The organism is Neolewinella maritima, assembly GCF_923081025.1.
In the GTDB taxonomy this organism is placed as follows: Bacteria; Bacteroidota; Bacteroidia; order Chitinophagales; family Saprospiraceae; genus Neolewinella; species Neolewinella maritima.
This window is the reverse complement of the sequence record NZ_CAKLPZ010000001.1, coordinates 1,281,382-1,301,200: the sequence shown is the minus strand read 5'-3', so window position 1 is coordinate 1,301,200 and position 19,819 is coordinate 1,281,382. Positions and strand designations below refer to the sequence as shown.

The 19,819-nt window shown below is 59.2% G+C and carries 15 protein-coding genes; 10 read left to right on the top strand and 5 right to left on the bottom strand.

Annotation, left to right across the window (positions count from 1 at the left end; translation table 11 throughout):
- The first annotated feature begins 86 nt into the window (after nt 1-86).
- The 3 genes from MJQ68_RS05325 to MJQ68_RS05315 all read left to right on the top strand — a co-directional run bounded on the left by MJQ68_RS05325 (nt 87) and on the right by MJQ68_RS05315 (nt 5,280).
- Complete coding sequence (locus MJQ68_RS05325; RefSeq protein WP_238749990.1) at nt 87-1,298, top strand: acetyl-CoA C-acyltransferase; 1,212 nt, start codon at nt 87-89, stop codon at nt 1,296-1,298.
- Nucleotides 1,295-3,421: a 3-hydroxyacyl-CoA dehydrogenase NAD-binding domain-containing protein gene (locus MJQ68_RS05320; protein WP_238749989.1), complete on the top strand. Its 2,127-nt coding sequence runs from the start codon at nt 1,295-1,297 to the stop codon at nt 3,419-3,421. Before MJQ68_RS05325 ends, MJQ68_RS05320 begins: the two co-directional genes overlap by 4 nt.
- A 62-nt stretch (nt 3,422-3,483) precedes the next feature.
- A complete protein-coding gene (locus MJQ68_RS05315) occupies nt 3,484-5,280 on the top strand; it encodes a sigma-54 interaction domain-containing protein (protein ID WP_238749988.1) in 1,797 nt (598 codons plus the stop codon).
- Here the strand turns inward: MJQ68_RS05315 and MJQ68_RS05310 are convergent.
- The 3 genes from MJQ68_RS05310 to MJQ68_RS05300 all read right to left on the bottom strand — a co-directional run bounded on the left by MJQ68_RS05310 (nt 5,277) and on the right by MJQ68_RS05300 (nt 10,265).
- Nucleotides 5,277-8,576 (bottom strand): chemotaxis protein CheB, encoded by a 3,300-nt coding sequence (locus MJQ68_RS05310; protein ID WP_238749987.1) that lies wholly within the window; start codon nt 8,574-8,576, stop codon nt 5,277-5,279. The genes MJQ68_RS05315 and MJQ68_RS05310 overlap by 4 nt on opposite strands.
- A gap of 86 nt (nt 8,577-8,662) precedes the next feature.
- Nucleotides 8,663-9,040 (bottom strand): hypothetical protein, encoded by a 378-nt coding sequence (locus MJQ68_RS05305; RefSeq protein ID WP_238749986.1) that lies wholly within the window; start codon nt 9,038-9,040, stop codon nt 8,663-8,665.
- A 172-nt stretch (nt 9,041-9,212) separates the two neighbouring features.
- A complete protein-coding gene (locus MJQ68_RS05300) occupies nt 9,213-10,265 on the bottom strand; it encodes a chemotaxis protein CheB (protein WP_238749985.1) in 1,053 nt (350 codons plus the stop codon).
- Between the two features lie 85 nt (nt 10,266-10,350).
- Here MJQ68_RS05300 and MJQ68_RS05295 point away from each other — a divergent pair, with 85 nt between their 5' ends.
- The 7 genes from MJQ68_RS05295 (at nt 10,351) to MJQ68_RS05265 (ending at nt 18,351) form a co-directional block, all read left to right on the top strand.
- Nucleotides 10,351-11,451 (top strand): mandelate racemase/muconate lactonizing enzyme family protein, encoded by a 1,101-nt coding sequence (locus tag MJQ68_RS05295; protein WP_238749984.1) that lies wholly within the window; start codon nt 10,351-10,353, stop codon nt 11,449-11,451.
- Nucleotides 11,448-12,833 (top strand): class II fumarate hydratase, encoded by a 1,386-nt coding sequence (gene fumC, locus MJQ68_RS05290; protein ID WP_238749983.1) that lies wholly within the window; start codon nt 11,448-11,450, stop codon nt 12,831-12,833. Before MJQ68_RS05295 ends, fumC begins: the two co-directional genes overlap by 4 nt.
- 210 nt (nt 12,834-13,043) lie before the next feature.
- Nucleotides 13,044-15,062, top strand: coding sequence for a vWA domain-containing protein (locus tag MJQ68_RS05285; protein ID WP_238749982.1), 2,019 nt, complete (start codon nt 13,044-13,046; stop codon nt 15,060-15,062).
- A gap of 27 nt (nt 15,063-15,089) precedes the next feature.
- The gene (locus MJQ68_RS05280; protein ID WP_238749981.1) at nt 15,090-16,364 is read left to right on the top strand and encodes a dihydroorotase; all 1,275 of its coding nucleotides are present in this window, start codon (nt 15,090-15,092) and stop codon (nt 16,362-16,364) included.
- Nucleotides 16,349-17,302, top strand: coding sequence for a glycosyltransferase family 2 protein (locus tag MJQ68_RS05275; RefSeq protein ID WP_238749980.1), 954 nt, complete (start codon nt 16,349-16,351; stop codon nt 17,300-17,302). The genes MJQ68_RS05280 and MJQ68_RS05275 overlap by 16 nt, the downstream gene beginning before the upstream one ends.
- Nucleotides 17,295-17,738: a nucleoside deaminase gene (locus MJQ68_RS05270; protein WP_238749979.1), complete on the top strand. Its 444-nt coding sequence runs from the start codon at nt 17,295-17,297 to the stop codon at nt 17,736-17,738. The genes MJQ68_RS05275 and MJQ68_RS05270 overlap by 8 nt, the downstream gene beginning before the upstream one ends.
- 79 nt (nt 17,739-17,817) lie before the next feature.
- A complete protein-coding gene (locus MJQ68_RS05265; RefSeq protein ID WP_238749978.1) occupies nt 17,818-18,351 on the top strand; it encodes a hypothetical protein in 534 nt (177 codons plus the stop codon).
- Here the strand turns inward: MJQ68_RS05265 and gmk are convergent.
- Nucleotides 18,348-18,926 carry a guanylate kinase gene (gene gmk, locus MJQ68_RS05260; RefSeq protein ID WP_238749977.1) on the bottom strand — a complete coding sequence of 193 codons (579 nt, stop codon included), beginning with the start codon at nt 18,924-18,926 and terminating at the stop codon, nt 18,348-18,350. The genes MJQ68_RS05265 and gmk overlap by 4 nt on opposite strands.
- A complete protein-coding gene (locus MJQ68_RS05255) occupies nt 18,916-19,797 on the bottom strand; it encodes a YicC/YloC family endoribonuclease (protein ID WP_238749976.1) in 882 nt (293 codons plus the stop codon). Before MJQ68_RS05255 ends, gmk begins: the two co-directional genes overlap by 11 nt.
- Nucleotides 19,798-19,819: the final 22 nt, after the last annotated feature.

The window sequence follows — 19,819 nt, the reverse complement described above, 5'->3', positions numbered from 1 at the left end:
TCGACCAATGCAAGGCATATCCCTACCGGAGCGAGCGCCGCCACGTGCCTATATTGTGGTCCAGCCACCAACCCCCCCGCCCCGCCTTGCCCACCGAAGCCTTTATTTACGATGCGCTACGCTCGCCCCGGGGCCGCGCCGCACAGCCCGCCGACCTCTACGAAGTGAAGCCCATCGAGCTACTGGCTCAGTGCCTTACGGCCTTTCAGCGCCGCAGCGGCCGCGAAGATTTACCCACCGAGATCGACGACCTGGTGATCGGCTGTAACACGCCGGCCGGCGACCAGGGCTACAATATCGCACGGGCCGCACTGCTGTACGCCGGCTGGGGCAAGGCACGTGGCGGGCTCCAGATCAATCGCTTCAACACCAGTGGCTTAGAAGCAATCAATCTGGCCGCCGCCCGCATCACGGCGGGATACGGCGAAATCATCATCGCTGGTGGACTAGAGGTCATGTCACGGGTACCCACCTACCTCAACAGCGGCCCGATGATGAACGACCCGGCCACCGTCATCAACAGCCACTACATCCCACAGGGAGTGGCCGCCGATCTGGTGGCCAGCACCCACGGCCTCAGCCGGGAAGACCTGGATGCCTACGCCCTACGCAGCCACGCCAAGGCAGTAGCCGCCCGGGAGGCCGGACACTTCGCCCCCAGCCTGGAGCCCATTACGGACCAGAACGGCATGATGCTGCTGGAGCATGACGCCATACCGGACCCCAGCCTGACCGCCGAGCAACTGGCTACCCTCGGTGCCCGCTTTGCGGAAATGGGCCTGGCGGGTTTTGACGAGATGGCCCTGCACCGCTTTCCCCTGGTCGCCGAAGTCAACCACCGGCACACGGCGGGCAACACCAGTCCGGCCGCCGATGGCTGCGCACTCTGTCTGCTCGGTAACCGCCCGGCGGGCGAGCGGCTGGGACTCAAGCCCCGGGCCCGCATTCGCGCCGTGGCCATGTCGGCCGTCGACGCTACCCTACTGACCGGCGGGGTCAACGCCAGCGACCTGGTACTGAAGCAGGCCGGACTGGAGCGCAGCGATGTAGACCTCTGGGAATTCAATGAATCATTTGCCGCACCCAGCATCCGCTTCCAGCACCGACTGAATATCGATGAGGCACACTTCAACGTACTAGGCGGTAGCATTGCGCTGGGCGAACCCCTCGGCGCCGTAGGGGGTATGATGCTCTGTCAGATACTGGATGAACTCGAACGGCGCGACCTGACCATCGGTAGCCTCACCATCGACGCCGGAGCGGGACTTGCCGTTTCCACCATCATTGAACGTTTATGATCCACTACCGCAAGGACACCGACCACATTGCTACCCTGATCCTGGATATGTCGGGCCGGGCCGGCAACCTGCTCAACCACCAGATCGTAGCCGCCTTCGCCCCCGTGATCGCGCACCTGAAGCAGGAAAAAGCGGCCGGCAAGTTGAACGGCGTGATCATAACGTCCGCCAAGCAAGACTTTCTGGAATCCGGCGACCTGGACTACCTCTACCGGCTGGAAGACCCCGCCAAGGCCTTCGAGGCCGCGCAGCAGCTCAAGCAATTTCTGCGTGACCTGGAGGTACCCGGCGTGCCCGTAGCTGCCGCCATCAATGGCGATGCACTCGGCACGGGATTCGAACTTACCCTGGCCTGTCATTACCGCATCGCGCTGGCTGACTCTAAGCTGCGCATGGGTCATCCGGAGGTGAAGATTGGACTCATCCCTAGCGGAGGGGCCATTATCCGTCTCATGTGGCTGCTCGGCATCGAGCGGGCGTATCCTCTGCTGCTGGAGGGCAGGAGATATAGCCCACAGGAAGCCCATAAGGTAGGCCTCATCGATGCCCTGGCTACCGACCGGGAAGACATGATGGCCAAGGCAAAGGCCTGGTTGCTCAGACACCACGACGTGGCCCGACCCTGGGACGATCCCAACGGAAGCATTCCCGGGGGCACGGCGGCCGACCCCAATTTGGGTCACCGTATCCGCCTATTGACCGCCCGGCTTTCCGCCCACACTAACGACCTATACCCCGCCAAGCGGGCTATCATCGATCTGCTGGCGGAGGGCTCCAAGCTTGACTTCGCGACAGCCTACCGGCTGGATAGCCGCTACTACGCCCGCGTGGCCACCGATCCGGTCACCAAGAATATGATCTCGACCTACTGGTTCGACAAGCAGGCCGTGCGCGGGGGCGTCGGCCGGCCGAAGGGCTTCGGTAAGTTTCGGGCCCGCAAGGTGGGTATCATCGGAGCGGGGCAAATGGGCTCCGGCATCGCATTTCTCTGCCTACGCAACGGACTACAGGTCGTACTGAAGGATGTCAGCCAGCCCATTGCCGACCGGGGGAAGGAATACGTAAGCGCCAAAATAGACGAGTACATCGAGCGCGGCACCTTCCAACTGGAGGAGCGGGAACAGCTTCTCGAGCGCGTCACTACCACCAATCAAAGCGATCTGTTCAAAGACTGCGACATCGTAGTGGAGGCCGTATTTGAAAACAAATCGGTCAAGACCAAAGTGACCCGCGAAGCGGAGGAACACCTCGATGAGTACTCGGTCTTTGCCACCAATACGCTTTCAATTCCCATCACGGAATTGGGTAAGGAAAGTCTGCGACCGGCCAATTACGTAGGCCTACACTTCTTCAGTCCCGCTGAGAAAACCGCTGTCGTGGAGGTGGTGGCCGGTGCGGCCACGAGTGAAGAGACGGTGGCCCGGGCGTTCGATTTCGCCATATCTATCCGCAAGCTGCCCGTGGTGGTGAAGGATAGCTGGGGCTTTTTCGCAGCCCGTGTGCTCAACACCTACATTCTGGAGGGCATCACCATGCTCAGTGAGGGGTACTCCGCCGCGCTGATCGAAAACATGGGGCGGCAGGCGGGAATGAAGTCCGGCCCCCTCGCCATGGCGGATGATCTCGGCCTCAAACTCGTACTCCGCTACGAACAGCAGGCCGCCGAACACTACGGGGAACGCTACAAACAGCATCCGGCGGTGGAGGCTCTTACCGTAATGCGGGACGAACTGCAGCGTACCGGCCGGAGCAAGCGACTAGGTTTCTACGATTACGAGGAAAACGGAACGGCGCGTCTCTGGGCCGGTCTGGCAGATCACTTTCCCGTGACGAAAGAATCCTACGACCGCACGCGGATGAAGGACCGCTTTTTGTTCGCTCAGGTGATCGAGGCCGGCTGGTGCCTGCAGGAACACGTGATCGAGCACATCGAAGCGGCCAACCTGGCCAGCGTATACGGCTGGGGGTTTCCGGGCTATACGGGTGGTGTGATGCGGTATATACACAGCTACGGAGAGGACGAATTCGTCGGGCGCTGTGGCGAACTGCGCAAGCGCTACGGGCAGCGATTCACGGTACCGAAGTACCTGCGTGAATTGGACAATGCCGTACTCACTCCCTAGCCATTGGAGTTAGTGTCATCTTGCAACATAGATTACCTTACCGAAAATTATATCTTTATCAAATGCCAGCAAACGGTCCCCTGATTGAACGGCTGGTTGATACAAATCCCCTTCCCGCTTTCGTAGCGTTGGAAGACGGCACGATCAAGGCGGCCAACGCCGCTATGCTCAAGGCTGCCGGTCAGCCCAAGTTGGTGGAACTGGATCGCTCGCTGTTCGGTCTCGGAATCTTCCACAACCGCGCGGAACTACGGGGCTTCCTGCAGAGCTTCAAGGATTCATCCGGCCCCCGGCGGCTGGTACTTCCCGTAGGTCGGTTGGGGGTCAATAAGCAGTCCATCATCTTATATGCTTCACGGGTCGAGTGGCAGCGACAGCCCGCGCTGTACGGCGTGTTGTCCAAGCTCAAGCCCAGTGAACTGTTCTCCCTGGAGGACGATTCGCGGCACGTCATCGCACTACTCGACCGCCTACCCTTTGCAGCGCTCACCATCGCCACCGATGGCACCATCTCGTTGATGAACGCAGCACTGCGGGCGGATCTGAACCGCCGGGAGGGGACCACGGGCCTACACCTGCTCGATCTCGACGTGGAAACCGACCGAACTGCCCTGACGCGGCACGTGGAGCAGGCGTATGCACAGGGCCTGACTACCTATGAAACCTCCCTACAGCGTAGTGACGGAAGCCTGCTGCCCGCGCGGATCACCGTGACCCCCCTGCAGCACGCCAACCCGGTCAGTGGCCTCTTGGTGACCGTCGTAGACATTACGGAGCAGAGAAAGAGCCAGCGCAAGCAACAGGCACTGGAGTTAGAAAACGCTACCCTGGTCACGCAACTCGAGCGACGGAGTATTCTGGTCAGCGAAAAATTCGACGCGGCACCCGAGCAGTACCGCATCATTACGCAAAGTCCGCAGTATAAGCACATCCTTCACCAGGTCAGGCAGGTCGCCCATACGGACAGCACCGTATTGATTACCGGAGAGACGGGTACCGGTAAGGAGCTACTGGCTCGCGCGGTCCACAGCCAGAGCGGACGGGCTTCCCGCCCCCTGGTTATACTCAACTGTGGGGCGCTTCCCGCTGACCTCATCGAAAGCGAGCTCTTCGGCTACCGAAAGGGTGCCTTCACCGGAGCGCGAACCGATCATCTGGGCCGCTTCGAACTAGCCGACGAGGCGACCCTGTTTCTCGATGAGATCGGGGAGATGCCCCTGGCGCTACAGACACGGCTACTACGGGTACTGCAGGACGGAGAATTTACTCCCCTGGGGGCACGGACCAGCGTACAGACTGATGTGCGCATTATAGCGGCTACCAATCAGGACCTTCGGGAGCAGGTAGAGCAAGGCACGTTCCGCTCGGACTTGTACTTTCGGCTCAATGTATTTCCCATTCATAGTATACCGCTGCGGGAGCGGCGGGAAGATATCGGGACGCTGGTAATGCACTTCATCAAAAAGTACCTGCCGGATGACAGTGAGCTACCTACCCTACAAGACCGCGATCTTCAACTACTGCAGGAACTTCCATTTCCGGGTAACATACGCGAGCTCGAAAACATGATACAGCGGGCGCTCATTCTCAGTACCGGGCCCTACCTGAACCTGGATTTTGCTACGCGTCGTGCATCAGCTGGTCCCCGAAGTACCCCTGCCACAGCTAACGGGCGTAGTACGGACGTTAATGAGGTCCTACCATTCGACGAAATGCAGCGCCGCCACATTCAATCCGTACTTACACTAACCGGCGGAAAGGTGAGTGGGCAGGGAGGGGCAGCAGAGCTACTAGGGCTGAACCCCCAGACGCTGTTCAGTAAAATGCGCAAGCTGGGGATTTCCCGGAGCCGTGGCTAGCTCGTCTGTAGCACTTCAAAACTTATCAGCACCATTTCATCATCGGCAAAGACCGGACGGTAACGCACGCGCAGTGCCTGCGTCTCCTCGAGAAGCTCTTCATCCGGGTAGTTCACCTCGATGGTTTTTTGGCCCTGCTTGAGTTGTTCTACGGCCCTGCGGAAACGGTTTACACCCTCCGGACTGAGTAAATCCGTTATACTTCGCTGCAAGTAGTAGGTATGCTTACGGGCCAGCGTGGTCCGCTCGTTCATGAATACGATCCGCTCGTTCATATCGAATAGCCCCGCCGGCTGCGACACATGACTAAGTAGTCGTTCGTAGCGCTGTACGACCTGGTCGTACTCAATACGCTGGTTTTCGTGTGATGTGATATCGTGGATGATGATCATCGTGTGAGTGACCGTACTTTCCTTGGCGGTCAGCGGATCAGTCGAAGTGGTTAGAATGGGAATAAATTCAGCCTCTACCCGGGCCGCCTCATCCCCGGTGCTGGGTAGGCTGAGGGCAAGCACGTCAACCTGTCGGTGATCAAAGGCGGCGCGGAGCATTTCGGTAAATTGCACTTTACCCGGGTCGTCGAGGACTAAGTCCGTAAAGTAGGTATCCAATAGCTCCTGCTTGCTACGACCGGCGAGGGAACGATTGATCTCCTTGATCCGACTGTTATTTTCGACGATGGCGATGACCTCCTGTGTGTTCTGAAAAATCGCCTCATACTTATGGGCAAGGTCGGTGAGCCGGCGGCGGGTCATCACCAAGTCATTGGTGTCCACGAAGGTGATCACCGCCCCCTGGGGCTGATCGTCCTGAGTCAGGTAGGGAATCAAGCGGAGAAGAAAGTAGTTGCCACTTCTATCCTGCACTTCGGTATCGTAGCGCATTTTGGTGCGTAGAACTTCCCTGGCGAGCTGCTCAATATCTACCCCGTCGAACGGATTGGCGAAAGCGGCGAGCGGACGACCTAGGTCATAATTCGTAAGGTTAAACAGTTCACCGATCCCGGGGGTGAAGCGACGAATGTTCAGGTCATTATCTACGAAAACAGTGCTGATCTGCGTGCTCTTCAGCAGGTTATTGATATCGTTATTCGTATTTATTAACTCGTCATTCTTTCGTTGATATTCGTTGTTAACGGTATACAGTTCCTCATTTACCGACTGTAGCTCTTCATTCGTACTCTGCATTTCCTCATTGGAGGCCAGTAGTTCCCGGTTACTGGATTGCAGCTCTTCGTTGGTTGCTTCCAACTCGTTGTACAACTTCTGCGCGCGACGCTCGGAGCGCAATAGTTCAGCTTCCAGTTCACCAACTTTTTCTAATAAGCGACGGTCCACATCGTACACTTCCGTATCACCGTTCTCGTCCGTGGAGCCCCCGTTCTTATCGTTTGTCGCATTCATAAACTCCAGCATGACGACCGGTTCGTTCACACTGGTGGAGTCGAACAAACTAAAGCGAACCTGTAGCCAGCGGGGTGGCTCAGAATCTGCGGCTACATTGATGCGTTCGAATAGTCCAGAACGGTGGCTGCTGAGCACCCGGTCTACCCCGGCGATCAGTAAGCTCTGTACATCTTCGTTGATCACGGTACGCAGCGAAAGCAGTGCATCAAACCGGGGCAACCGAAGAATACCGGTGAACTCACCGTTCAGGTAAAGGATATCGTATCGCTGATTTACAAATAGCGTGGTAGGCGCATAGCGCTCGGAGAGGAAACGGGAATATTCGTCCATAGAGACTCTGGGCGGATTGGGATGAACGGATTGCGGACGTACCGCCTCTAGGTTGACGGATGCACTGTGTGTAGGAGCCATAGTGGGAACGGTAAGCTTTCCGGTACGCAGGGAGGAATAAGCTCTGACGGTGGTACGCGGACTCGGCGCAGCGCCGTCCGGCCGCTTTTGGTAGATCTTCCAGCGGCGATCTACCGTAGTGAAGGTGGCCTGTAAACTCCCAAGGTGCTCGCTAGGCCCGAGAAACAGGTAAGCGGCGGGGTTGAGCCCAAAGTGAAAATTGGATAGAATCTGCTGCTGCGCGTCCGCATTGACGTAGATCAAAAAATTGCGGCAAGAGATCAAATCAACCCGAATGAAGGGTGGATCGTCCAGTAGGTTTTGGACGGCGAACAGGATGTGTTCCTTCAACGCATCGTTGATGCGGTAGCCCTGGCTACTACGGATGAAATACTGCTGGAGAAATTCAGGTGGCACGTCCGCCTGTATAGTCTCGTCATACCTGCCCTGACCGGCGTAAACGATGGAGCGGCGATCTACGTCGGATCCAAATATCTTGTAACTGCGACGGACGGACTGGCTGTCGAGGTAATCCTCCACGAGCATGGCGATGGTGTACACCTCTTCACCGGTAGAGCACGAAGGCACCCAGATACGCAGGTCCTGCTCCTCTGGCGTGCGCGCAAACAGGTCAGGGATGACGTGTTCCCTGATCCGGGTGAATGCCTCACTGTCACGGAAAAAGCGGGTCACCCCGATGAGGAAGCTCTGCCGTAGGATTTGCTGCTCACTCTCATTGGTGAGCGCATAGGCGATGTACTGTTCTAGCGACTCGATCTGAGTGATCAGCATCCGCTTCTCGATCCGGCGGTGGATGGTTGCCGGACGGTACCGCGTAAAATCGATGCGTGTAGTAGCGTGGACCCGCTCTAATAAAACCCGGTAGATGTTGTCCTGGTCAGTCAGGTCGATGCCGGGAGATGGGGGCTGTACGCTATTGTGCCGCAGCATCATAGCCAGTCGGCTCGCTAATTCCGAAGGAGGCAACACCACATCAGCGATATGCTGACGGAGCGCGGCGGAGGGCATCCCGTCAAACTGGGCACTCCGGGGAGTCTGTACCATTACTAAGCCGCCCTGCGCCTTTATTTCCTTTAGTCCACGACTTCCGTCGGTCCCCATACCCGACAGAATGATGCCAATAGCATCCTCCCGGCGACTCTGCGCCAGGCTGAAGAAAAAATCGTCGATGGGCAGGTACAACGCATCGTTGCCAGACTGCCGGGGAAGGAGGGTAAGCTGATCTCCTACCCGCACCTCGTATTCGGGTCGTTTGACGTACACGTGGTCGGCCTGGGGTACCGTATCCTCGTCTAGGGAACGCACCTTGAGCGCCGTGGCACGCTGAAGAATGGAATCCATGTTACTTACGTGGTCCGGCGATAGGTGCTGTACCACTACGTAAGCAACACCCAGACCGGTGGGTAGCTCCGAGAAGAACGTTTCCAGCGCCTGTAGACCGCCCGCTGATGCACCAATTCCCACTATTCTAACGGCCATACAGCGAATGTAAAAAGAGCTTGCTCCCCGAAGGAAGCAGGCTCGCAAAAGGGAATATCAATACCTTAGTGTCTCTGTCGCTCGAGCTAAGCCGCAAAATCCTGCCGACTAAACTCATTCCAGATAGAAGACCATTTTTCGAGGTACTGCTTATCATCGCAGTGATCAGCGATCATCATAGCACCGACCTTGATTTGGTACTGCATGACCTGCGGCAGCAGGGCGCTGTGCATTATTCGTAGTTCTTCCTGTACCTCGCCATCGCAGCGTTCCAGCTCCCGACGGAAAAAGGCTAGCTTTTGTCGGGTAATTCGCCAGGATTGGGCCAATTCAGCGTGTAATTCGCTTGGTAGGGGCAAGGTGTTGATCAGGTTCACCACTTCGAGTGCCCGCTGGTTAAGTCGATCAATATAGGTGGCTGTAGGATCACCGTACCCTGTTTGATCGTCGTGGGAGATTTGCATAGAAATGGACTAATAGATGTAATCACCGCTATCAATCCCCGTGCCAAAATCATAAAAGCCTAACTATCAATAACTTATAGAAACATCATTTGGCTTGGTGTCATTCGCCTCTCAATTGAACGCAATACAATAAGACTATTTATCAAATAGCATCATTTATTTCATTCAATAATTACTGGATGTGGGGCAGTGCCTCACTGCCCGCCGCAGATAGATCGCTCTCCTCAATGGCCAGTTGCACACGTACGGCCTGTTCCTGACTTGCTGCAGCGCGCTGCCGGTACACGGCGGCCATTTCATAGTCCTGTGCGTGCTCCATCTGCTCCGCCAGCGTGTCGAGCAGGACCTTACTCTCTTCCATGCCCCGCATAACCTCCCACATACTTTTTTCTACGTTGTCGTTGACACTTGCAAGTAGACTCTCTACCGTATGTGCGTGACCGGTATGGCAGCGGAAGCGAAGCAGCCGGCCTTCCTGGAACTTGGCCAGTACGCCGTGACACTCCGGACAGGCCAGAGACGATGGATTCCCGATGTCTAAAATTCCCATTTTCATACCGTTCGCTCCTTTTGCTACTGCTATTTCTAATTCTACCTTAGCGGCTTCCTCCTCTGAGTGTCCGTTACCCGTCGAGGGAGTGATCTCCTTACGACACAGCGTACCGAGCAACTGCCCGATCTGACTAGCCGGTAGCACGTGATCTACTTCCGTATACTGCATGGTCTCCCGGGGCATATCGGAAAACATGGCTTCGTCCGGATCCTGCACGATCGATGTACCGCCGAACCGTTTAATGGTCCAGGTGCCGGAGCTACCATCGTTCAGTGCCCCACTGACTACCACGCCGATGACCCGGTCGCGGTAGGCGTGAGCGGCAGAGCGAAAGAGTGCGTCCACTGCTGGCCGAAACCGATTCTCCCGTGGCCCCTTGGATACTACGACCCGCCCGGGCTCCACCATTAGGTGACGGTCCGCCCGCGCGATGTAGATCGTATTGGGCTCGATGCGCGACCCATCGATCGGCTGGGTAACGCGGAGTTTAGTGTGCGACTGGATCACCCGGTCGATGTTACTGCGTGCGTAGGACGGAATATGTTGCACCACAAATACCGCGGCACCCAGATCCTCCGGCAGCTCCTCCACAATGGCCAGGATAGCTTCCAATCCACCGGCGGAGGCACCGATGACTACAATATTTCGGTAGTTTTCTTCTAGCTCGACCATAGCTTGCAAATATAGCGTGAATGGTTCGGAAATCGGGCATTTCGCCCCCTCCCATTCGTTAGTTTAAGCTCATCTTACACCCCCAATGTTCGTTCATCAGATCAGCTTATTCCCTCTGCGGGTCGCCCTACGGCGCCCGTTCGTCATCTCCCTGGGCGCGCTCACCCATGCCGAAAACCTGTTCGTCCGGGTGCGTACCACCGACGGTCAGGAAGGCTGGGGCGAAGCCAGTCCCTTTCCCACCATTCACGGCGAGACCCTGCCGGGTGCCGTCGCCACCGCGAAGTGGCTAGCCCCCGGTCTGCTGGGATGTGCCATAGACTCCGCACCAGCGTACACCGCCCACCTCAACCGCAAACTACACGGGAACTACGCGGTCAAGTCCGCCTTCGATATGGCCCTGCACGACCTGGCCGCTCAGCAGGCTGGACTGCCACTCTACCGTTTCCTCGGAGGGCGCAGTAACCGTACGCTGTATACCGACTACACCGTGAGTCTGAGCACTCCAGATGAGATGGTAGCCGCGGCACAGGAGATCGTCGCCGCGGGCTTTCCCGTCATCAAGGTGAAGCTGGGCCGGGGAGCGGAGGACGATGTCGCGCGCATCGCCGCGATCTCCGCCGCCGTGGGACCGGACATTCCCCTGCGTATCGATGCCAATCAGGGATGGACCTTCAATGAGGCCGTAGTGGCACTGCGGGGCATGGAACGTTTTCACATCCAACACTGCGAGGCACCCATCGATCGCTACGACTGGATGCGCCTACCGGAGCTGCGCCGACAGACCAGCATCCCGCTGATGGCCGACGAAAGCTGCTGGAACGCCGATGATGCCCGCCGCTTGCTCGCCATTGGAGCCGTAGACCGGATCAACATCAAGCTCAGTAAGTCCGGCGGCCTATACGGTGCACAAAAAATTGCACAGGCTACAAATGTACCCCTCCAGGTAGGCGGCTTCCTGGAAAGTCGGTTGGGCTTCACCGCCGCGGCCCACTTCGCCCTAAGTGCGGAGCGGGTAGCATACTGCGACTTCGATACACCGCTGATGCAGTCCCAAGACCCCGTGGAGGGCGGCATCGTCTACGGAGCCGACGGCGCGATCACCGTGCCCGACACCCCCGGTCTGGACGCCCATCTGCGCCCCGAATATCAATTACCTTCGTGCCCGCAAATAAATATATCATGACGACCCGCCAGGAAAAAGACAGTATCGGTACCATCGACGTGCCATCTCACCGCTACTGGGGTGCCCAGACCCAGCGCAGCTTCACCAACTTCGATATCGGGGGGCAGAAGATGCCACAGGAAATTATCCGCGCATTCGCTATTCTGAAGAAAGCAGCTGCTACCACCAATGCCGCACTCGGCGTACTGGACCAGGACAAGGCCACGCTGATCGGCCGCGTAGCCGACGAGATCCTGGCCGGCGAGCTCGACGAGGAATTTCCGTTGGTGGTCTGGCAGACCGGCTCCGGTACCCAGTCCAATATGAACGTCAATGAGGTGATCGCCAACCGCGGCCACGTACTGCAGGGCGGCAAGCTGGAGGAAGGCAACACGACGCTGCACCCCAACGACGACGTTAACAAAAGCCAGTCGAGTAACGACACCTTCCCCACGGCCATGCACATCGCGGCCTACGAGGCGCTGCTCAGCAATACCATCCCCGGCGTGGAACAGCTGCGCGATACACTGCGGGCCAAGTCGGAGGAGATGTCGGACATCGTCAAGATCGGCCGCACCCACTTCATGGACGCCACGCCGCTCACCCTGGGTCAGGAGTTCAGTGGCTACGTCAGTCAGCTCGACCACGGTCTGCGCGCCCTGCGCAACACCTTGGACCACCTGTCGGAGTTGGCCCTGGGCGGCACCGCCGTAGGTACCGGACTCAACACCCCTGAGGGCTACGCCGTGAAAGTGGCCGAAGAGATCGCAAGCCTCACCGGTCACCCCTTCCGCACGGCGGAAAATAAATTTGAAGCCCTGGCTGCCCACGACGCCATCGTCGAGGCCCACGGCGCGCTCAAAACCCTGGCCGTGAGTCTGACCAAGATCGGCAACGACGTGCGCATGCTGTCTAGCGGACCCCGTTCCGGTATCGGCGAGCTCATCATTCCGGCTAACGAGCCCGGTAGCAGCATCATGCCCGGCAAGGTAAATCCTACCCAGAGCGAGGCGCTCACCATGGCCATGGCCCAGGTGCTCGGCAACGACGTGGCCATCAACATCGGCGGCATGACGGGTCACTTCGAGCTCAATGTCTTCAAGCCGATGATGGTGTACAACTTCCTCATCAGCGCCCGCCTCATCGGCGATGCCTGCCGCAGCTTCGACACCAACTGCGCCCAGGGCATCGAGCCCAACCGCGGCCGCATCGAAGAGCTGCTCAACAACAGCCTCATGCTCGTCACCGCCCTCAACACCAAGATCGGCTACGACAAGGCCGCCAAGATCGCCAAGAAGGCCTACGCCGACGACACCACCCTACGCGCCGCCGCCCTCGAACTGGGCTACCTGACCGGTGAGGAGTTCGACGCCTGGGTACGGCCTGAGGATATGGTGGGGTAGGTTTTTAGTTCGGTGGTTCTGTAGTTTTGTAGGCGGGCGTTACAGGCGTAGTAGGCGTTACGTGTGTTGTAGACGTTGCGTGTGTAAAAGCATTATGCGAAAAGCAGCGTTACACTTACCACAACCACCCAGATCAGGGGCGGGGCCGCTGGTGCAACACTTATACCAACAGCCTACAGAATTACCCCCTACAGAACTACCGTACTACCCATGTCTTTCCTGAATCCCACTTTCCTTTACGCGCTGGCAGCCCTGGCGGTACCGATCGTGATCCACCTGTTCTACTTCCGGCGGTTCCGTAAGGTGTACTTCAGTAACGTGCGCTTTTTGCGGGAGGTGAAGGAGGAGCGGAGTATGCGCAGCCGGTTGCGAAATCTACTGGTGCTGCTACTTCGCTGTTTGGCCGTCGCGGCCCTGGTGGTTGCCTTTGCCCAGCCCTTTCTGCCGGTAGCGGAGGGGGTACGGAGCGGCCGCAAGGCCGTGAGTGTGTACGTAGACAATAGCTTTAGTATGGCGGCGGAAAGTGACCGGGCACCGCTACTACAGCTGGCGCGGGACCGGGCGCGGGACATCGTAGGGGCTTACGGACCCGAAGACCGCTTCCAGGTCATCACGAATTCTGCCAGCGGACGCAGTCAGCGATTGGTCGGACAGGAGGCGGCGCTAGAGGAGATCGAGGCCATTCGCGTGAGTCCGGAGACGCGCCCTCTGAGCCAGATCCTGGACCGGCAGCGGGCGGCGCTCGCTACGGCCGACTTCGACAATGAGCTAGCGTACCTGATATCGGACTTTCAGCGCAACGTGACCAACCTGGAGGTCACTGACACGAGTATGGCCGTCAACCTAGTGCCGCTGGAGGCACTGCGCAGTCGCAACGTAGCGATCGACTCCGTCTGGTTTGATGCACCCGTGCCCCAGTTGGGACAGAATAACCTCCTACTCGTGCGGGTGCGCAACTACGGCGACGTAGCACTGGACAACGTGCGCCTTTCCCTGGGCTACGAGGGGCAGAGCAAGCCGGAGGGCACCCTGCAGCTGCCGCCGAACGACTTCGTGATCGACAGCGTCTACCTGCCCATCCAGCAGGGGGGCAACGGACAGGCGACTCTGACCATCACGGACTTTCCGGTGAAATTCGATGACGTGTACTACCTCAGTTTCCAGACGACGGACCGGGTGCAGGTACTCAACATCGATGCCGACGGTACCCCCGACCGTAACCTGGCCGCTGCCCTGGCACTGCGGGTGTTCACCCCCACCTACACCTCGGCCCAGAACATCGACTACGGCACCCTGGCGGACCATCAACTGGTGATCCTGACCGAACTACCGAGCGTCTCATCCGGGCTGGCCGAGCAGCTGCGACAGTACGTCCGGGAGGGCGGCAACCTACTCGTATTTCCGCCCGCGGCGGCCGACCTGAGCAGCTACGGCAGTTTCCTGTCCGGCTTCCCGGTGGGTACGTACCAGGGCTTTCAGGAACGCGAGCGCGAAGTAAGCGGCATCAACGAAGAGGAATTCGTATTCAGCGACATCTTCGAGGGCAGCCGGCGTGCGCTCAATCTGCCGCGGACCCTGGGGAACTTTCCGCTAGCGCGCGGAGGTACCCGGGGGCAGGAGCAGCTACTCACTTACCGCGACGGAAGCAACGCCGTAGTGAAGTACACCGTAGGCGAGGGCAACCTCTACCTGAGTGCCGCTCCCCTACCCACCGAGTGGAACAGTCTGGTGAGCAACGCAGAGATTTTCATTCCCATGCTCTATAAGATGGGCATCGGTACCGGCCAGCGCCGTCCGCTAGCCTACACCATCGGGCAGGACGAGGTAGTGCGTACCGGCCGGCGCCCATCGAGCGGCGACCTGGTGTACAAGCTGCGCGGGCCGGGGGGAGAATTCATCCCCCAGCAGCGTACCGTAGGCAGCCGCGTAGCACTGGGCGTGAGTGGACAGCTGCCCGAAGCCGGTGTCTACGACCTGCTCCTGAACGAGGAGGTAGTCGAGTCTTTTGCCTTCAATTACGACCGCCGGGAGTCTGACCTACAGTATACCGCTCCGGAAGAGCTAGCTGAGCTAGCTAACGTCACCGTCCTGGATGCCAGCAGCCAGGCCGCGCTAGCGGGTGAGATACGCGCCCGCAACGAAGGTCGGCCGCTCTGGCAGTACTTCGTCTGGTTGGCGCTGGTGAGTCTGCTGGCCGAAGCACTGCTCCTACGATTCTGGCGGGTTTAGGCCGGCTTGCGCTACCTTTGCGCGGCCATGCTATTACGTGCCGTCACCATTACCGATCCCGCCAGCCCCTACCACAACCAAACCCTCGACGTGCGGGTACGGGACGGGGTGATCACCGCGCTGGGCGATGCGCTGGTGGCAGAGGAGCAAGAGCAAATTTTTGCTGCGGAAGACAGGGTGCGCCTCGCCCCCGGATTCGTCGATATCGGTGCCTATCTAGGGGACCCCGGCCACGAAGAGCGCGAGGATATCGCCAGCCTGACGGCTTCGGCCCGGGCGGGCGGCTACGTCGCTGTAGCCGTTCTGCCCAATACGGTACCCGTGCGGCAGTCGGTAGCCGATATGACCTACCTGGCCAGCCACAACGGGCAGAGCGCGGTAGACCTGCTGCCCATTGCCGCCCTGAGTCACAATACCCTGGGCCGGGACCTGACCGAAATGATGGAACTCGGCGAGGCCGGCGCCCTGGCTTTTACCGACGGATCGAGTCACGCGGCCTCCGGCAGTCTGCTGAAGCGGGCGCTGGAGTACGGTAAAAGTTTCGGTGGGCTGGTACTCGATACCCCCCACGACCGCGACCTGGCCGAAGACGGACAGATGCACGAGGGTACGGTAAGCGTACAGCTCGGATTGCCGGGTATCCCTACCATGTGCGAGACCATCCCGCTGCGCCGCGATCTGTCGATCCTGCGCTACACCGACGGTCGGCTGCTCGTGCACCTGCTCTCCTCGGCAAAGGGCTTGGCACTGGTCACCGACTACCGTGAGCAGAGTGCCGGACTGGCGGGCTGCACGGTGAGCGCCCATCACCTCACCTTCACCGACGACGAGTTGCTCACCTTCGACCCGAACTTCAAGATGCTGCCCCCCCTGCGCGCTGCCAGCGACCGGGAGGCACTGCAGCAGGGACTGATCGAAGGGCAGATCGACGCCATCGTATCCCACCACCGGGCCCGCCACGGAGAGGAAAAGGACCTGGAGTTCAGCTACGCGGCCTTTGGTGCCCTCGGGCTGGAAACTGCCCTGCGGCAACTGCTCCCCCTGGCCGATGACCGACCCAGTATGCTGGATGCCATCGTGACCGCCCTTACTGCCGGACCACGCCGGCTGCTCGGCCTGCCCCCGGTGACCATTACAGAGGATAGTCCGGCGCAGCTCACGTTATTTACCACCGAGGGCTCTCAGCAGGTGGACCGGGGCAGCCTCAAGGGTAAGTCCACCAATAGCCCGCTTCTGGGCCGCACACTACCGGGTCGCATCCTGGCAACCATCAACCACGGCCGGCTATGGACATCAGCGTAGTCGTCCCCCTATTCAACGAAGAAGAATCCCTGCCGGAACTGACTGGCTGGATCGACCGTGTCATGCGGGCTAATGCATTCTCATACGAGGTCTGGCTAGTCGACGACGGCAGCACCGATGGGAGTTGGGGGGTAATCCAGCAGCTGGTGGCCAAGAACGAGTGCCTGAAGGCCATCAAGTTCCAGCGTAACTACGGTAAGAGTCCCGCCCTCAATGTCGGCTTCCAGTACGCGGAGGGGGATGTCATCATCACCATGGATGCCGATCTGCAGGATAGTCCGGACGAGATACCCGATCTCTACCGCATGATCATGGACCAGGGCTACGACGTAGTCTCCGGCTGGAAGAAGAACCGCAAGGATCCCATCGGAAAGACCCTGCCGTCCAAGTTCTTCAACTTCGTGACCCGCAAGGCTAGCGGTATCGAGCTGCACGACTTCAACTGCGGACTGAAGAGCTACCGCCGCAACGTCATCAAGTCCATCGAGGTATACGGCGATATGCACCGCCATATGCCCCTGCTGGCCAAGTGGGCCGGCTTTCAGAAAATAGGCGAAAAGGTGGTGGAGCACCGGGCGCGCAAGTACGGCTACTCCAAATTCGGTCTCTCACGGCTGGTCACCGGCTTTCTGGACCTGCTCAGCCTGATGTTCGTAGGTAAGTTTGGCAAGCGGCCGATGCACCTGTTTGGCACGATGGGTACGGTGATGTTCTTGATCGGACTGGTCACGGCCGTCTACATCGGTACCGCCAAAGTGTATGCGCTGGCCAACGACATGCCTAAGACGCTGGTGACCGATAATCCCTGGTTCTTCATTAGTCTGACGACCATGATCCTGGGTTCGCTGCTCTTCGTGACCGGCTTCCTGGCCGAGCTCGTGGCGCGCTCCAACCCCGACCGCAATCACTACCTGGTAGAAACCGTGCTGGATGCTTGAGGTATACGACGATGCCTACTTCATGCGGCAGGCGCTGAAGCAGGCCGAACTGGCCGGCACTGCGGGCGAGATCCCCGTAGGTGCCGTAGTGGTGGCCGATAACCGCATCATCGCCCGCGGCTACAACGAAACCGAGCGGCTCAATGACGTAACGGCCCACGCCGAGATCATCGCACTGACCGCCGCAGCCAATCACCTGGGGGATAAATACCTGCGCGGCTGCACCCTCTACGTCACCCTGGAGCCCTGCCCCATGTGTGCCGGAGCCCTGCACTGGGCACAGACCAGCCGCATCGTATACGGAGCCAGCGACGATAAGCGGGGCTTCATGCGCTTCGGGCGCGAACTGCTGCACCCCAAAACTAAATTGGAATTCGGTGTACTACACGAAGACTGTGCCCGGCTCATGCAGCAGTTCTTTCGGCAGCGACGTTAAACTTCGCTTAAACCAGACCCGGCCCTGCACCCGCGGCCCCGCCCGGTGCTTCCTTGTGGTGTAACCTAAGTGCTTCAGTATGTACCGTCTCCTTCCTGCCCTACTCTTTTGTGTTATCGCATGTAGTGCGTGCGGGCCCCGGCTCAGTCCCTTCACCCAGCGGCTGTACGACGAGCAGGGCTGGGGGGAAGACGAACTCCGACGAATCCAGTTCTACCTATCGGAAGACGTGGTGTTACAGCGCGAACTGCGCAACGATCGGACGCAGATCACCCGCGGAACCGTCAAGGTCATCAACGGACGTGAGGTAGAGCAGCTAGTCTTCAAGCGCAATACGCCGGGGGTATTCACTTTTCAGCCCAAGACTAACCGGGTGGCTATTAGCTTCGAAGACGACGCGGATAATTTCCTGGTCTTCGGACCCAATCCCAAGAACGGCGACCGCTATACGCTGCTGGCCAGCGACTGGACACGCAGCGCCGGCAAGGTGACCTATGCCGGACAGCAGTGGCAGGTCTCCAGCGCGGATGCCTTCGCCAGTCTGCTCATCCCCCTGAAGCGACTCCGCACGGGCGATACCCGCGGGCGGGTCGTGGGCGGACGCAAGCTTTAATCCAGAAATTCCGCCACGAGGCGCTCCGCCTCCTGCAGGGCGACGGGCAGATCGTCGTTGACCAGTACCCGATCGAAGCGGTCGCGGTAGTCCAGCTCCTCCCCCGCCCGGGCGATGCGTACGCGCAGGCTGTCGGCGTCTTCGGTGCTGCGGTCGCGCAGGCGTTGGAATAATATCTCTTTGGAGGGCGGTGCCACGAACACGGCCAGGCTATCGTCGGGATAGTGGCGCTTGATGTTGGTGGCTCCCTTGACTTCGATGTCAAATACGACGGCCTTGCCTTCGGCCCAGATGCGGTGTACCTCGCTGTGGAGGGTGCCGTAGAAGCGGCCGGGGTACACCTCTTCGTACTCCACGAACGCGCCCTCGGCTACGCGGCGGGCAAACGCTGTGGGGGTGAGGAAGTGGTAGTCATGGCCGTCCACCTCACCGGGCCGCGGCGGCCGCGTGGTGGCGGATACGGAGAAGGCCAACTGCGGAAACTTATCGAGCAGGTGGCGGACGATGGTGGTTTTGCCGGCCCCCGAGGGAGCGGTAAAAAGGAGGAGCTTTCCCCGGGCGGGCTCAGGCGACATTGGCCAGCTGTTCTTTGATCATTTCCAGGTGTTCCTTCATATTGACCACTAGCTTCTGCAGGTCGGCCGAGTAGGCCTTGGCACCCAGGGTATTAATTTCCCGGCCCATCTCCTGGCTGATAAAATTGAGCTTTCGCCCTTTTATATCGTCCTCATTATCAAGTATTTCGCGGAAGTATTCACAGTTCTGCTGCAGGCGCACCTGCTCCTCGTGAATGTCCATTTTTTCGAGGTAGAATAGCACTTCCTGTTCGTAACGGTTCTGGTCTACGTTGGCGCGGCCTACGTAATCCTTCAGGTGGCGTTCCATACGCTCGCGTACCGCTTCGATACGCTGGGTATCGAAGTCGCTCACACGGGCCAGCAGGTCTACGATGGCGCGGACGCGGGTGCTAAGGTCTTCGGCCAGGGTGAGTCCTTCCTGCCGGCGGTAGTCCTGGAAGCGGGTCAGGCAGTCGCGGGTAACGGCCTGGATGTGCTGCCAGTCCTGCTCCTCTACGGTGCCGGTGCTGGCTTCGATGATGCCGGGGGTGCGCAGCAGGGCGGGGACCAGTCCGTCCATGCTGCTATCGGGCAGGGAGGCCTTGAGATTGAAGTAGATATTGGTGCTGAGCTCGGCCAGTAGGGGCAGATCGACGCGGAGCTTGCTGGCGGTGCTGGCATCGGTGATCTCCAGGGTAAGCTCCAGTTTGCCACGCTTGACGGCATCGAGCACCAGGGTACGCAGTTCGAGCTCGTGTTGCTGCAGGGCCTGGTTGCTGCGTAGGCGCAGATCGGTCTGCTTGCTGTTGAGGCCCCGCAGCTCGGCGGCGTAGGTCTTGGGCCCTTCGCTGAGGGTAGCGCGACCGTAGCCGGTCATGGAGAGGAGCATGTAATGGGGTCGTTTAGCGTGG

What these genes read in the sequence shown, in the direction of transcription:
- MJQ68_RS05320 (WP_238749989.1), top strand. Translation starts at nt 1,295, where the DNA reads ATGATCCACTACCGCAAGGACACCGACCACATTGCTACCCTGATCCTG.
- MJQ68_RS05315 (WP_238749988.1), top strand. Translation starts at nt 3,484, where the DNA reads ATGCCAGCAAACGGTCCCCTGATTGAACGGCTGGTTGATACAAATCCC.
- MJQ68_RS05310 (WP_238749987.1), bottom strand. Translation starts at nt 8,576, where the DNA reads ATGGCCGTTAGAATAGTGGGAATTGGTGCATCAGCGGGCGGTCTACAG.
- MJQ68_RS05305 (WP_238749986.1), bottom strand. Translation starts at nt 9,040, where the DNA reads ATGCAAATCTCCCACGACGATCAAACAGGGTACGGTGATCCTACAGCC.
- MJQ68_RS05300 (WP_238749985.1), bottom strand. Translation starts at nt 10,265, where the DNA reads ATGGTCGAGCTAGAAGAAAACTACCGAAATATTGTAGTCATCGGTGCC.
- MJQ68_RS05295 (WP_238749984.1), top strand. Translation starts at nt 10,351, where the DNA reads ATGTTCGTTCATCAGATCAGCTTATTCCCTCTGCGGGTCGCCCTACGG.
- fumC (WP_238749983.1), top strand. Translation starts at nt 11,448, where the DNA reads ATGACGACCCGCCAGGAAAAAGACAGTATCGGTACCATCGACGTGCCA.
- MJQ68_RS05285 (WP_238749982.1), top strand. Translation starts at nt 13,044, where the DNA reads ATGTCTTTCCTGAATCCCACTTTCCTTTACGCGCTGGCAGCCCTGGCG.
- MJQ68_RS05280 (WP_238749981.1), top strand. Translation starts at nt 15,090, where the DNA reads ATGCTATTACGTGCCGTCACCATTACCGATCCCGCCAGCCCCTACCAC.
- MJQ68_RS05275 (WP_238749980.1), top strand. Translation starts at nt 16,349, where the DNA reads ATGGACATCAGCGTAGTCGTCCCCCTATTCAACGAAGAAGAATCCCTG.
- MJQ68_RS05270 (WP_238749979.1), top strand. Translation starts at nt 17,295, where the DNA reads ATGCTTGAGGTATACGACGATGCCTACTTCATGCGGCAGGCGCTGAAG.
- MJQ68_RS05265 (WP_238749978.1), top strand. Translation starts at nt 17,818, where the DNA reads ATGTACCGTCTCCTTCCTGCCCTACTCTTTTGTGTTATCGCATGTAGT.
- gmk (WP_238749977.1), bottom strand. Translation starts at nt 18,926, where the DNA reads ATGTCGCCTGAGCCCGCCCGGGGAAAGCTCCTCCTTTTTACCGCTCCC.
- MJQ68_RS05255 (WP_238749976.1), bottom strand. Translation starts at nt 19,797, where the DNA reads ATGCTCCTCTCCATGACCGGCTACGGTCGCGCTACCCTCAGCGAAGGG.